Source organism: Alcanivorax limicola, assembly GCF_019931215.1.
Lineage (GTDB): Bacteria > Pseudomonadota > Gammaproteobacteria > Pseudomonadales > Alcanivoracaceae > Isoalcanivorax > Isoalcanivorax limicola.
Map to the genome: position 1 here is coordinate 15,367 of NZ_JAIOUB010000001.1, position 14,015 is coordinate 29,381.

8 protein-coding genes are annotated in these 14,015 nt (G+C 63.0%); 5 read left to right on the forward strand and 3 right to left on the reverse strand.

All coding sequences use genetic code 11. The features are described from left to right. Positions 1-55 precede the first annotated feature (55 nt). Complete coding sequence (locus tag K8B33_RS00080) at positions 56-7,474, forward strand: choice-of-anchor Q domain-containing protein (RefSeq protein ID WP_223421893.1); 7,419 nt, start codon at positions 56-58, stop codon at positions 7,472-7,474. 57 nt (positions 7,475-7,531) lie between these two features. Here the strand turns inward: K8B33_RS00080 and K8B33_RS00085 are convergent, their stop codons facing one another. After that, the gene (locus K8B33_RS00085; RefSeq protein ID WP_223421896.1) at positions 7,532-7,954 is read right to left on the reverse strand and encodes a DCC1-like thiol-disulfide oxidoreductase family protein; all 423 of its coding nucleotides are present in this window, start codon (positions 7,952-7,954) and stop codon (positions 7,532-7,534) included. A gap of 92 nt (positions 7,955-8,046) precedes the next feature. On the opposite strand from K8B33_RS00085, the gene K8B33_RS00090 reads away from it, so the two are divergent. Genes K8B33_RS00090 through K8B33_RS00100 form a run of 3 tightly spaced genes read left to right on the forward strand, consistent with a single transcriptional unit; the run spans position 8,047 to position 10,429 of the window. Beyond that, positions 8,047-8,295, forward strand: coding sequence for a DUF1244 domain-containing protein (locus K8B33_RS00090; RefSeq protein ID WP_223421898.1), 249 nt, complete (start codon positions 8,047-8,049; stop codon positions 8,293-8,295). Between the two features lie 24 nt (positions 8,296-8,319). Then, entirely contained in the window at positions 8,320-8,703 is a 384-nt protein-coding gene (locus K8B33_RS00095) for a DUF6394 family protein (protein WP_223421900.1), read from the forward strand. A gap of 7 nt (positions 8,704-8,710) precedes the next feature. Further along, positions 8,711-10,429 (forward strand): potassium channel family protein, encoded by a 1,719-nt coding sequence (locus tag K8B33_RS00100; RefSeq protein WP_223421901.1) that lies wholly within the window; start codon positions 8,711-8,713, stop codon positions 10,427-10,429. 38 nt (positions 10,430-10,467) lie between these two features. On the opposite strand, the gene K8B33_RS00105 is transcribed toward K8B33_RS00100, so the two are convergent. After that, positions 10,468-11,100, reverse strand: coding sequence for an NADPH-dependent FMN reductase (locus tag K8B33_RS00105; protein ID WP_223421903.1), 633 nt, complete (start codon positions 11,098-11,100; stop codon positions 10,468-10,470). Positions 11,101-11,163: 63 nt separating this feature from the next. Between K8B33_RS00105 and K8B33_RS00110 the strand changes: the two genes are divergently transcribed. After that, positions 11,164-12,129, forward strand: a complete 966-nt coding sequence (locus K8B33_RS00110) for a quinone oxidoreductase family protein (RefSeq protein ID WP_223421905.1) — start codon at positions 11,164-11,166, stop codon at positions 12,127-12,129. Between the two features lie 34 nt (positions 12,130-12,163). On the opposite strand, the gene dauA is transcribed toward K8B33_RS00110, so the two are convergent. Further along, positions 12,164-13,897, reverse strand: coding sequence for a C4-dicarboxylic acid transporter DauA (gene dauA, locus K8B33_RS00115; RefSeq protein WP_223421907.1), 1,734 nt, complete (start codon positions 13,895-13,897; stop codon positions 12,164-12,166). Positions 13,898-14,015 lie beyond the last annotated feature (118 nt).

Here is a 14,015-nt window from a genome sequence, read left to right on the forward strand (position 1 = left end):
CGAGCTGAAGCAGCCATCCCGCAGCAGAGGGTATCGTCAGTCCGGCAGCTGGCTGATGGGTCTGCTGCTTATGTTGATGGTGGTTTTGCCCGCTACGGCGTCGGCACTGACCTTCGTGGTCAACAGTACCGCGGACACGACGGCGGGCACCCATTGCCAGGCCGGTGGCACCAACACCTGTACACTGCGTGCTGCCATCAGTGAGGCCAACGCGATCCCCGAGGCGGCCCACCCGGTGATTACCGTGCATATTCCGGCGGACACCTATACGTTGGGTGATGTGTTGCAAGTGCGTCGCAGCATGACCTTTGTGGGCAGTGGCGGTAACCGCGAAGGTGATCCGCGCGCCACCATCATTCAGGCCGGTGCCACGGCGAACAATCCCGCCAACGGTCAGATCATGCTGGTCAATCCGGATTGGGATACCGGCTTCGATACCGTATTCGAAGCGCTCTGGTTCCGCCATGGTTACAACACCACCAGCGAGTACGGTGGCGCCATCGACTGGGATGGCAGTGAAGGAGAGCTGGTGCCGCATGTCGGCACCCTGAGCATCTACAACACGGTTTTTTCCGATAACGTCATCAATACCAACGTGGGCCACGGCGGTGCGCTGGGCGCCTATTTTGGTGAGCAGATCACCATCGAGCGCACCGAATTTCGCAATAACCGCGCACTGGGCACCGGCGGTGCTGCCGGTGCACTGGAAATCATCGGCACCAATAATGTGGTGCTGCGCGGCGTGACCATCGACGATAACAGCGCCGAAGTGCAAGGCGGCGCGGCCATCACTCGGCTGGGCAATCTGGTGATGGAAAATACCACCGTGTCGCGTAACCGTGCTGAAGGGGATGCGACCAGTAGCGTAGGCGGTCTGGCGATTCTTGAGTATTACGGCGATGTGCGGATTACCAACAGCACCATCTCCGGGAACACCGCATCAGGCACGGTGGGTGGGCTGGAACTGGCGCCCCACGAGAGCGCCAATGAGGCACGGCTGACGCACGTCACCATCGCTGACAACCGCTCCGGGCTGGTTAACGCCAATGCCAGCGCCGGGGGGCTGCGCGTTGTCACCACCGACGCGCCGACGCGCTTGTACAACACGCTGGTGGCCGCCAACTTCCGCGGCGCCGGTGATACGGCGGATGACATCTTCGGTGTGTTGCACAGCAGCAGCCAGCACAACCTGATCGGCACCGGCGGCGCCGGTGGCCTGTCGCATGGCGCCAATGCCAACCAGATCGGTGTGGCGGACCCCGGGCTGTTCCCGCTGGCGAATTATCATGGCGCTACTGAAACTCACGCCTTGCGCAATGGCAGTCCGGCACTGGATGCGGGTAACACCACACTGCCCGGCGTGACCGCTAACGACCAGCGCGGCTGGCCGCGTGCGGTGGCCGCCGCCTCATCGACCCCGACAAACCAGACCGACATCGGCGCCTACGAGGCCCATCCGACGCTGGGCCTCATCGCCGATCAGACGGCCATGGCCCCGCTCAGTGGCACGCGTACGGAAAGCATCTCGTTCCTGGTTGGCGACGCCAGCCTGGGCGTGACCGTGAGTGCCACCTCTTCGAACCAGAGTGTGCTGCCGGACAGCGCCTTGTCGTTAACCGGTACCGGGCATGAACGCCAGTTGGTGGTGACCTTGTCGCCGTCGTCGCAAGGGGTCACGGACATCACGCTTTCCGTCTCGGGCCAAATCAGCGGCAACCAGCGCGAGCGCGATGAAACCTTTAGGTTGACGATCGTGGCGCCACCTGCGCTGAGTCTCAGCAAATCCCATGAAGGCAACTTCTATCAGGGGCAGACGGATGCCGCCTACACCCTGGTGGTGAGCAACACCGGCCAGGGGCCCACGAACGGCTCCGCCGTCACCTTGACCGATACCCTGCCGGACGGCATGACGGCGGTCAGCATGGCAGGCACCGGCTGGGGCTGCACCCTGTCACCGCTGGCATGCCAGCGCAGTGACGTGCTGCCCAGTGGCGAGAGCTATCCGGCCGTGACACTGACCGTCTCTGTGGCCACTGACGCTGAAGCCGAACTGGTGAACGCCGCGGCGGTCAGCGGTGGCGGTGATGCCGACGGGGACAGCACGACGGACCCGACCACGATCCTGTACGCCACCAGCACCTCGCTGAGCAGCGGCGGCAGCACCTATGGTCAGGACTTCGAACTCGTCGCCACGGTTCAGCCTGACGATACGGATGTGACGGGCAATGTGGTGTTCCAGCGGTATAACGGCAGCGACTGGGTCGATATCGGCACAGCGCCGCTGGCTGCTAATGTGGCGGTCTTTACCGTTGATGGCGAGGCCTACGATGCGGGCTTCCAGTCGTTCCGCGGGATTTATTCCGGTGACACCGCTCATCGTGGGTCTCAATCAGGCTCGCATTCCCATGCTATTGCCCAGGCCACGCAGACGATTACCTTCGCCTCACCGGGCGGTGCGACGTTCGGGGATAGCCCGGTCACGTTGAGCGCGTCGGCCAACTCGGGCTTGCCGGTCACGTTGACCAGCAGTGACCCCACGGTAGCCACCCTCAGTGGCACCACCCTGACGATCGTGGGTGCGGGCAGCAGCACGCTCACCGCGACGCAGGCAGGTAACACCAACTATCTGGCCGCGACGCCCGTTGAACACACCTTCATCGTGCAGCGCGCGCAGGCCAACGCGTCGATCAGCAACACCGAGCAGGTCTATGACGGCACACCGCGTGCCGTCACCGTGACCACCGATCCGGTGGGTGTCAGTGTCACCGTGACCTATGAAGGCAGCACCGAGCCGCCCACGGATGCCGGCACCTATGACGTAGCGGTCGTGATCAATGACGACAATTACGAAGGCGGGGAAACCGGCACGCTGGTGATCAGCAAGGCGGATCAGGTCATTACCTTCAATGCCCTGGCAGCGCGTACCGTCGGCGATGCAGATTTTACGCTGGATGCCGTGTCGGATTCCGGCCTGCCGATCAGCTATGTCAGTTCAGACCCGTCGGTGGCTACCGTCTCCGGTAACACCGTGACGATTGTTGCGGCGGGCGACACCGACATTACCGCGAGTCAGGCCGGTGACGACAACTACAACGCAGCCACCGCAGTGGTCCGCACACTGGAAGTGAATCGTGCCGAGCAGGTCATTACCTTTGCTGCGCTGGCGCCGGTGACGTTTGGTGATGCGCCCTTTACGCTGACGGCGACAGCGGATTCCAACTTGCCGGTGAGCTTTGCGTCGTCGGATGACAGCGTCGCGACCGTATCCGGCAACACCGTCACCATCGTTGGCGCAGGCGAGGTGGATATCACGGCGAGCCAGGCAGGCAATGACGACTATGCGGCCGCCGTGGACGTGGTGCGTACGCTGCAGGTGCAGCAAGCCGCCCAGACGCTGGATTTCGATGCCATCAGTGACACGAGCATCAGTGGCGAGGCGTTCACGATCACTCTGACTGCCAGCGCCTCGTCCGGCGCGGAGGTCAGCTTCGAGGTGCTCAGTGGTCCGGCCAGTCTCCAGGATGATGAACTGGAGGTGTTCGGCGCGGGTGAGATCACGGTACGGGCCACAGCGGATGGCGACGCCAACTACCAGGCCGTGCAATTGCAGCGCAACTTTACCGTGACCGCCACGGCGGACGCGGTATGGCGGGTGACCCGGTGTGACAGCGGCGAGCGGGGCAGTCTTGATCGCCTGCTGGATTACGCCGTCAGTGGTAACCGCATCGAATTCGAGCCTGCGCTGAGCTGTCGTGGTGAAAACGCCATTTCGGCGGCAGCAGCCGGTCCCTTCAATATCGATCAGAGCCTGACCATAGACGGGGCCGGGGCGGATATCGAACTGACCGGGGAAAGCACCTCGCCGGTCCTGTACGTGGCCCCCGGGACCGCGTCCTTCACCCTGCGTAACCTGCGGGTCAGTGATGGCCGTGCCAGCCTGCATGGCAGCGAAGGCCCTCTGGAGTTCCGTGGCACCAGTACCACGATCGAGGATGTGATCTTTACCGGGCATCATGGTCCTGTACGGATCTCTCCCCAGATCGCGGGCGGTGAGGTTCTGGTCCGCAATGTGGTCATCGAGAACGGGCAGAGCGGTAGCGGGGCCATCTACCTGCGCGGTGAGGCGATCGGCGGTACCACCATCGTCGCCACCCTGGAAAACGTGGTGATCCGCCATCAGAGCGGTGGGCTCGGTGCCTTTGCATTTACCGAGAACTGGAGCAACTGGCAACTGACATTGCGGCACATGACGGTCGTTGATAATGACGCCCAGGGTGCGATTTATCTGGAGCGGTTCGATGCCAATACCACCATTCTGGTGGAGAACAGCGTGCTCTGGAACAACGCTGGCAGCAATTACCGTCTCTGGGGTACCGCCGGGGATGTGCTGACGTTGCGCCATAACGTGACAGAGGGCGGTTCCGGCGGCGAAGCGATCCGCGATGGCGATCCGTTGCTGTTCCCCGTCAGCAGTGCGGGTGCCTTGCCCTATGTGGCGCTGCTGCCCGGCAGTGCTGCGCTGGGCGCGGCAGATGCCGCCACCTGTGCCGACACCGACATCCGTGGCATCGCACGCGACGGCGATCGCTGTGATGCCGGTGCCTTCCAGTCGCGCGGTTTCGTCCTGGCCGAGGCAGGCGGGGATGAGCAGGAAACCCCTATCAATAGCGACTTCCCGGTACCGCTGAGCGCAACCGTGACCAGCGACTTCGACGAGCCCGTCGTGGGCGGGCAGGTGACCTTTACCGCCCCCGCCACGGGCGCGTCGCTGGCCGATCCGGTCAGCGTCGTGTCGATTGCTGCCGAGGGCGCCGTAGCGCTGCCGGTGACGGCAAACGGCGTGGTGGGCAGTTACCAGGTGACGGCGGACACCGCCGGTGCCGCCGCGCCGCTGCACTATGATCTGGAAAACCTGATCATCACCACCTCGCTGCTGCTCAGCAGCAATGCGGCCATGCTGGAAAGCGGTGATGACATCGTGCTGACCGCCGTGCTCAGTGCCAATGGTGCGCTGCCGAGCGGCGATATCGTATTCCAGCGGCTGGATGACGACGACGAGTGGGTGGCGCTGTCGTCGTCTGCGCTGGTGGACGATACGGCCAGCCTGACGGTATCGACCAGTGCGCCGGGCGCGCAGCAGTTCCGTGCCCGTTTTGCCGGTAACGCGACCCATGCGGCCAGTGACTGGCAGATGGTGACGGTAGAGGTCTTCGACGCGGTCAGCGTCAGTGATCCGCAGGGCGGACCCTTGCAGCCAGGCAGTGGTCGTGACCTGCTGCTCGCCGGGGGCGAGGGCAGCACCTATGACATCGTCGTCAACGGGCCGCAGTCGTTCAGCACCTCGGTGACCTGTACCGCGTCACCGTGCACGTACCGCTTTACCGCGCCGGAGACAGGAGCGTTTGCCGGGACCTATACCGTAGCGGTCGTCGACCCCCATACCGACTGGTCCGATTCGTTGCTGGTCGACGTACCGTTGCGTGTGAGCGTGGCGCGCCCGGTCATGCTGAGCCTGGATACCGCACGTAACCACACCGAGGTGCTGGTGTCGGGTGCAGCACCGGGTGTCACCACGCAGTTGACGGTGGATGCCACGGCGGACGCTGCGGGTATTCTGGTCAGCGGCAGCGGTGAAGCGACCGACGATACCGAGGCGGGTCATCCGGCCGTGTTCACGGTGACCTTGCCGGATGATCTGGCGGGCTCGCTGCCCACGGTGTCACTGAGCGCAGAAGGGCCAGGCCTGCCGACCGGGCAGGCGGCGCTGGCGGCGCTGGCAGCGCAGCTTTATCACGGCAGCGTGAGCGGACCACTGGGCGAACCCGTTGTCGGCGGCATCGTGACCCTCTTGTCGGATACCACGCCGATTGAGGACAGCGACGGGCGCTATGAAACACTGACGGATACCTACGGTGATTTCACGCTGATCGCGCCCCCGATTGAGTCAGATCATCGGGTCGAGGTGATGGCGACGGGCTACCAGAGCGTGACGGTGTCGAGCGCGGACTGCACCACCTCTTGCGACCTCACCATGGTCGCCGCCGTGACCGCCGAAACGCCACGTTTCAACCCGCCCGCCGGTGAATACGAGGGCTGGGTGACGGTGCGCCTGGAAAGCACGACGGTGGGCGCCATGCTGCGTTACACCACAGACGGCACTACCCCTACGCTGTCCCATGGCACCGAGGTGGCGAACAACACCGAACTGCTGCTGAACAGCGAGACCACGCTCAAGGTGATCGCCTATCAGGTGGGCCTGAATGTGTCCGAGGTGGCGGAAGCCACCTACACCTTCCGTGATGCGCGCTTCACCAGCAAAGGTGGTGCGGCCTGGTCGCTGCTGCCGCTGCTGGCGCTGATGCTGCTGCGCGTGAAGCGTCGCGCTGTGCTGTTGACCGTTCTGCTGCTGGCATCACTGACGTTGCCCGCTCACGCGGGTGATGGCTGGTACCTGGGCGGCGCGCTCGGCTGGGCCATGACCGACATCGACGCCAACGACGTCGAGCAACGGCTGGCGAACGAAGGCCTGCCCGGTACCGCAACGGTGGATGACGAGGATCGCCTGGGTTGGAAACTCCTCGGTGGTTATGGCTGGCGTTATCTGGCTGTGGAAGCCGGTTATGTTGATCTCGGTGAAATCACCACCGGCCTGGCCGGTACCGGGCCGGTCACCATCGATCAGCTACGTGGTATACCCGCGGCGTCCGGCAGTGGCGCCGAGGCGGCGCTGCTGCTGCGCTATCCCTTTACCGAACGCCTGGCCGCTTATCTGCGTGGCGGGGCGTTGCGCTGGGAAACCGAGTACGGCCTGGCCGGTGACACAAAACGCTTTTCCGGCACCGATGCGACGTTCGGCGCCGGGATGCAGTATGGTCTGGCGACGCATTGGGTCATGCGGTTGTCCTGGGATCGCTACACGGTTGAAGACGACGATAGCGATTTGCTGTCTCTGGGGCTGTTTTACCGTTTTGGCAGGCCAGCGCCCCGGTCTGCGCCGGCATCGGAGCGCGCGTCTGAAGCAGCGAGCACGCCAGCGCCCGAGCCTGTGTCGGAGCCTGCGTCTGAGCCAGAGCTGCAACCGGCACCGCAACCAGACCCAGAGCCACAACCTCAACCACAGCCACAGCCGCGCCTGGCGCCCGCTACTCCCTTCACCGTGGGCGTGGTGACATTCGGTTTTGACACCAACGAGCCGGTGCAGGCTGACCTTGATCAGGTCGTGACCTATCTCCAGGCGCACCCGGAGGCGCAGGTGGTGGTGCGCGGCTACACGGACAACACTGGCCCGCAGGCTCACAACGACGCACTTTCCCTGCAGCGTGCCGAGCGCGTGGTGATGCTGTTGGAAGCGGCGGGGATTGCCAGTGCCCGGCTCAGTGCAGAAGGGCGGGGTGCTGCATCACCACTGGCGGACAACAACACCCGTGAAGGGCGCATGCAGAATCGCCGTGCAGAAGTGATTCTCAAGCCCTGAAACGACCGCACACCGCTTCTTGCAGGCGGTGTGCGGCCGGCTCACTCCGGCGCGTAGCTAAAAGCGATCATTGTTGTCCAGATCGAGATTGTTGATACGGGTCTTGCGCAGCACTTTCAGCAACAGATTACGACAGGCTCGCAGCACCGGATAAAGCACCCGTGCCAGCCTCGCAGAGCGAAATACCTGATAGTTGATACGGTTGAAAAAGCCGCTGTCGCTGCCGAGCAGGGCCAGCGCGTGAATGGCATCGGCGCCGTAGTACAACTGTTCATCGACCTTCAGCACCATGCCCTGATCAATATCCAGCCCCAGTGCCGTCACTTCATCCAGCAGTGGCCCCGGCTCTCGTGCGTCTACCAGCACCAGCTCACCCACGGACTCCCGTATCCGCACCAGGTTGCAATAATAATCGCAGGCCGGGCAGGCGGTATCGTAAAGCAGCCAGATCTTGCGCGTCGGAGGCGTGTCAGTGGGCATGGCATAAAACCGTCAGTGATCGGGATGCAGGGCTGTCAGAAGTCTCCGACAAGGTTACCATGAGACACTCTGACGCTGTAACGGAGCCTGCCATGACTGATGACGACACCCGCCGTGATATCGAAGCCGCCGTATTTCGCCGTTTGCTGGCGCACCTGGACGATAACAAGGCGGTGCAGAATATCGACCTGATGAACCTGGCCGGCTTTTGCCGCAATTGCCTGGCCAAGTGGTACGTCGCCGCAGCAGAGGAGCGGGGCGAGGTGCTGGATTACGAAAGTGCCCGTGAAACCATCTATGGCATGCCGTACAGTGAGTGGAAGGCGCGCTATCAGAAATAACGCTATACACAAGGATCGTCATTCATGAATCTGGAAAAAGTGATCTTCGGGTTTTTCATTTTATTGGCGCTGACCCTGAACTTCGGGTTTTTTCTGGGTGAGATCGACAACCCGGAACACCATAACGTCTATGAGCTGTTTGCAGCGATCATTGTCAGCCTGATTGCCACGGTGCTGAAGTTTGGCGAGCGCACCCAGATTGGTGCGGTGCTGCTGGCATCGAGCCTGGTTGCGGATCTGCAGTTGATCACTGCTGCCGTGGTCTGGGCTGTCGCGGTGCATGTGCTGGACGTGGGCCTGACGCCTGCGGTGATGGCAAGTATCGTGTCACTCTCTGGCGGTGCCTTGCTGGCCAACGCGGTGTCCACGATCCTGTTGACCGTCGAAACGGTCACGCTGCACCGATGATGCAACCATGACGCCAATGCGCTCTGTCTTTCCGATCATCATGCGGCGCATGCGGCCGCCGATGATCGTGTTGATCAGTGCCTATGCGCTGGCGGTGTTCGGTTTTACCCTGATGCCCGGCGTGGATGATCAGGGTGAGCCCTGGTCCATGACGTTCTTTCAGGCGTTCTATGTGGTCAGTTATACCGGCAGCACGATCGGTTTCGGCGAAGTGCCCTATGACTTCTCCAATGCCCAGCGCCTGTGGACCATGGTCAGTATTTACCTCACCGTGTTCGCCTGGCTGTACTCCGTCGGTACCATCATTTCCCTGATCCAGGACCCGGAATTCCGCAATGCGCTGATCCGCAGTCGCCAGTTGCGCAGCATGGGCGGGCTGCGCGAACCCTTCTATCTGATCTGTGGCTACGGCGATACAGGCAAGCTGCTGGCTCGCGCATTAATCGGACGCGGGTATCGCATCGCCGTGATTGATCAGGACGCCGGCAACATGGAACAGTTGCGGAGCCAGGATTCGGGTATTCATGTGCCGGCCTTCTGCATGGATGCGGAGGTTCCCGGCAATCTGATTGATGCGGGCTTGCAGCACCCGTGGTGCGCCGGGGTGCTTGCCGTGACCGATAGCGACCACACCAACCTCAAGGTCGCTATCGCAGCGAAGCTGCTCAATCGCGAGATACTGGTGTTTTGTCGTGCCGACAGTGAAGAGACGGCCAACAACATGTTGTCTTTCGGTACTGATCTGGTGGTTAACCCGTGTGAGGATTTTGCCCGGCGCCTGCTGATGGGCATGGTCGAACCGGACGGGCATCGCGTCTACGACTGGCTGACCTCGTTGCCCGGTGCCCGACTGCCGCAACGCCCGGAGCCGCCGCAAGGGAACTGGATCATCTGTGGTTTCGGTGACTTCGGCCAGGCCGTGTATCGTGTGCTGCGCGAAGCCGGGATGGAGGTCACGGTGGTGGCGGAAGATCTGACGATGTGTCCGCCCGGCAGCATCCAGGGCAAGGGCACAGAAGCGGTGACGCTCAGGCAGGCGGGTATCGACAAGGCCTCCGCCCTGGTGGCGGGCACGGATGACGATGCGGACAATCTGTCCATCATCATGACGGCACGCCAGATCAACGCGCGCGTTTATATGGTGGCGCTGGAAAACCGGCTCTATAACCATGGCTTGTTCAAGCTGGCAAAACCGGAGCTGCCGGTACAGACAAGTTATCTGACAGCGAGCCGTTTCATGTCCGTGCTCAGCGCCCCGATGCTGAAGGATTTTCTGGATATGGCGGCGCAGCAGGGCAACACCTGGAACCAGGCACTGGTAAAGCGCCTGGCAGATATCAGCGGCGACCTGACGCCGGACTGCTGGAGTGTGAATATTTGCGAGCGCAGCGCGCGCGCAGTGACCTTGTCGCTGCAACTGGGCGAGACGGTGGCGCTGGGCAATATTTGCCGGGACCCTCGCAAACGCAAGAATATGCTGGATCTGGTGCCGCTGATGCTGCGGCGTGGTGGCGAGAGTTTTCTCTTGCCTGGCCCGGAAACGACGTTACAGAGCAACGACCGCCTGTTGTTCTGCGGTACCGGGAGAGCGGCGGCGCTGCTGGGCTGGAGCCTGCACAACCGTAACTCCCTGCGCTACGTGCACACTGGCGAGCACCGGCCCGATGGCTGGGTCTGGCGCACGCTGGCACGTCGTCGGCGCGCCAGGGCGAAGGTGGACGGTTGAGCGTCACGATGTGCAACGTTGGCACCGAGACAGGACGGTTACGCCTGCAAGCAACGCAGATGCCGGCATAACGCCGCACAGGCGTTGTCCAGCCGCTTGTTGAGCGCTGCATCTGTGAGCTGCCCCGTGTCGTCAAAGGCTTGTCCGGCGCGGGGCACAGAGACCTGATTCGGCAGCACCAGGACCCCCAGATTGGTGAGTAGCTGACGCACCGTTTGCAGGCTGCGCATACCGCCGAGCGCTCCCGGGGAGGCGGCCAGTATCACGGCAAGTTTGTCCTCGAAGAGCGCCAGGCCGCTGGCATCGCCGTCCGATCGGGAGATCCAGTCCAGCGTGTTCTTCAGCAGCGGCGTGATAAAACCATTGTACTCCGGGGACGCAATCATCAACCCGTGATGTGCTGCAAAGAGCGTTTTCAGTTGCCGTATCGCCGGCGGAATACCGTGCTTCTCCTCCAGATCACCGTCATACAACGGGGCCGGGTAATCGCGCAGGTCCACCAGCGTCACATCAGCGCCCTGACGACGCGCGCTTTCCGCTGCCGCGCGGGCAAGCTGCTTGTTCAGGGAGGCGCTGCGTGCGCTGCCAGCGAAGGCCAGAATGCGCGGCGTGTCTGCGGGGTTGTTTGTGGCGTTGTCTGTGGAGTTGCCGGGAGGGGTATCGGTCGTCATGTGCGCTCCTTATCATGGGTCTCTGGCAAGCATACCGTTTCTGCCAATGCTGTGGAGCCCGTTATGAAAGCCCTGAAATTTGATCATGCCGGTGCGCTGGATGCGCTGGCGCTTGCAGAGATGCCGCGACCGGTACCGGCCGATGGCGAGGTGCTGGTGCGGGTGTGCGCCGCAGGCCTCAACCCCAGCGATCTGAAAAATGTACTGGGGCGTTTCCCTTACACCACGCTGCCGCGTGTCCCGGGCCGGGACTTTGCCGGCATTGTCGAGGACGGGCCGGCAGCACTGAAAGGCAAGGCGGTCTGGGGCTCCGGCAAGGGCATCGGTTTTACCCGCGACGGCAGCCATGCCGACTACCTGGCGCTGCCGGCAGCGGCGGTGTCACTGAAACCGGAGAGCCTGAGCTTTGCCCAGGCCGCCAGTTGCGGTGTGCCCTGGATTACTGCCTGGGAAGCCATTGAGCGTGCCGGCGTTACCGCAGGGGCCACGGTCATCGTGATTGGGGCTAGCGGTGCGGTAGGGCTTGCGATGTCGGCGTTGGCGAAGGCAAGAGGGGCGCGCGTCATTGGTGCCGTGCGGCGCGCAGCGCAATTGACCGAGTTGGCGATTGTGGCGCCGGATATGGAAGCGCTGTTGCTGGGTGAGGCGGATGATTTTGTCAGCCGGGTCAGCGAAAAGTGCGAGGCGGGTGCGGATATCGTCATCGATACCACCGGATTCTGGCTGGCGCCGGCGGTGGCGGTGCTGGCGGATCGTGGACGTCTGGTATCTATTGCAGCGCCCGCAGACGGCATGACAACGCTGCCAGTGCTGGCCTTCTACCGGCGTTCTGCGACCTTGATCGGGGTCAACTCGTTGCTGCATGACAGCGCCACCTGCGCGGCCATGCTGGCGCGTCTCGGGGCCGAGTTTGATCAGGGCGCCTTGCCCTTGCCACCGCCGCCCCACGAATGGCCGCTCGCAAACGGTGTGGCGGCCTACGAGGCCCTGGAAGCCGGTGGTGCGGGCAAGATTGTTCTGGTGCCCTGAAGGGCGTCAGAGGCGGGATGTCAGAGTCCGGATGTCAGAGGCTTTGGTCAGGCTGAAGTGACTCCAGTGCGGCGGCCAGTGTGGGGGTAAACCGCAACTGGCCGGGCACCGGTGTCAGGTCCGCACGCGCCAGCGTTCGTAATGGTTGAAATTGCAGGTCGGCGACGACGATTTCGGTGCCCGCCCGGGCGGCCTTGTCCAGAAACTTCATGAAGGCGTTGAGGCCGCCGGCGTCCAGAATCGGCACACCATCCATGTACAACACCAGCCCGCGCTGCCCCTCGCATTCCTCCAGCAAATCATCAAACACGCGATCTGCGGCAGCAAAGAACAGGGGCCCGGTAATCTTGATCAGATGCCAGCCCTCCGGCAGCGGCGTGTCGCCCGTGAGCTTGCGTTGGCTGCTGACATCGCTGACACGGGTCATGCCGGCCAACTGCTGCATGAACAGCAACGAGGCCAGGACGATGCCGACACCGATGGCAATCACCATATCGAACACCACGGTCAGCGACAGGCAAACCAGCAACACCAGCACATCTTCCCGTGGTGCCCGCTGCAACAGGTGTTTTACCTTGGGGGCCTCGCTCATGTTCCAGGCCACCATCAACAACAGTGCTGCCATGGAGGCCATGGGCAGATAGCTGAGCCAGCGAGCGAAGAACAGTACCGCGGCCAGCAGTACCAGAGAATGGACGATGGCGGACACCGGCGACGTCGCGCCCGCGCGGTAATTGGCGGTAGAGCGCGCCAGCGCCGCTGTTGCTGCAAAACCACCAAAGAATGGCGCCACCATATTGCCCAGCCCCTGGCCGAGCAACTCGCCGTTGGCGTTATGGCGCCGGCCACTCATGCCGTCGAGCACCACGGCGCACAACAGCGATTCGATGGCCCCGAGCATGGCGATGGTAAAGGCGGCCGGCAGCAACGCGCGCAGAATATCCAGCGACAGCAGGCTGCTGCCTGCAGGCGTCTCCCAATGCCACGGCAGGCTGAACTGCGGCAGAAACGGCGGAATGCCCTGGCCCGTGGTGCCATCCGGCCAGAGAAAGCTGAAACGGCTGCCAATGGTGGCGATGTCGTGGCCGAAATGCGCGAGCAACAGTGACGCTATGACCCCCAGCATTACCGCCGGTAAATGGCCGGGGATGCCGGTGCGCAGGCGTGGCCAGATGATCAGCGTCGCCAGGGTGACAGCGCCGGTCAGCAGGGTAGGCCAGTGGACATCGCGAAGGTGGCTGCCCAGTGTCAGCAGCTTGTCGATAAAATCCGGTGGCATTCCGGCAATCGGCAAGCCGAAGAAATCACGCACCTGCAGCAGTGCAATGACGATGGCGATGCCGGACGTAAAGCCCAGGGTGACCGGCTCCGGAATGTATTCTATGAAGCGTCCGAAGCGAGCCAGTGCCATCAACACCATGATGACGCCGGCCATCAGTGTGGCCAGCAGCAACCCGCCAGGGCCGAACTGGAAAACGACGGGCTGCAATACCACGACAAAGGCGGCGGTGGGCCCGGACACCGAAAAGCGCGAGCCACCGGTCAGGGCGATCACCAGACCCGCGATGATCCCGGTGTACAGGCCATACTGCGGCGCTACGCCGATGGCGACGGCTAGCGCCATCGCCAGGGGGATAGCAATGATGCCCACCGACAGCCCCGCCAGCAGGTCTTGCCGCAGGCGGCTGCGGGTATAGGGTTCGCGCAGGCACGCCTGCTGCAAGGCGCTGGCAAAGCGCACGGTGGTCAGATGTGAGCGATCGGCCATGTTTCCCCCCCGCGCCATACGCCCTCGACGCCCTGCGGATGACGTGCTGTCAGGGCGGCCCGAAATGGCGAGTATACAACTGATCTTGCCGCAGCTGTGCCTTCACTTGCACCTGACC

What these genes read in the sequence shown, in the direction of transcription:
- K8B33_RS00080 (WP_223421893.1), top strand. Translation starts at nt 56, where the DNA reads ATGGGTCTGCTGCTTATGTTGATGGTGGTTTTGCCCGCTACGGCGTCG.
- K8B33_RS00105 (WP_223421903.1), bottom strand. Translation starts at nt 11,100, where the DNA reads ATGACGACCGATACCCCTCCCGGCAACTCCACAGACAACGCCACAAAC.
- dauA (WP_223421907.1), bottom strand. Translation starts at nt 13,897, where the DNA reads ATGGCCGATCGCTCACATCTGACCACCGTGCGCTTTGCCAGCGCCTTG.
- K8B33_RS00110 (WP_223421905.1), top strand. Translation starts at nt 11,164, where the DNA reads ATGAAAGCCCTGAAATTTGATCATGCCGGTGCGCTGGATGCGCTGGCG.
- K8B33_RS00085 (WP_223421896.1), bottom strand. Translation starts at nt 7,954, where the DNA reads ATGCCCACTGACACGCCTCCGACGCGCAAGATCTGGCTGCTTTACGAT.
- K8B33_RS00095 (WP_223421900.1), top strand. Translation starts at nt 8,320, where the DNA reads ATGAATCTGGAAAAAGTGATCTTCGGGTTTTTCATTTTATTGGCGCTG.
- K8B33_RS00090 (WP_223421898.1), top strand. Translation starts at nt 8,047, where the DNA reads ATGACTGATGACGACACCCGCCGTGATATCGAAGCCGCCGTATTTCGC.
- K8B33_RS00100 (WP_223421901.1), top strand. Translation starts at nt 8,711, where the DNA reads ATGACGCCAATGCGCTCTGTCTTTCCGATCATCATGCGGCGCATGCGG.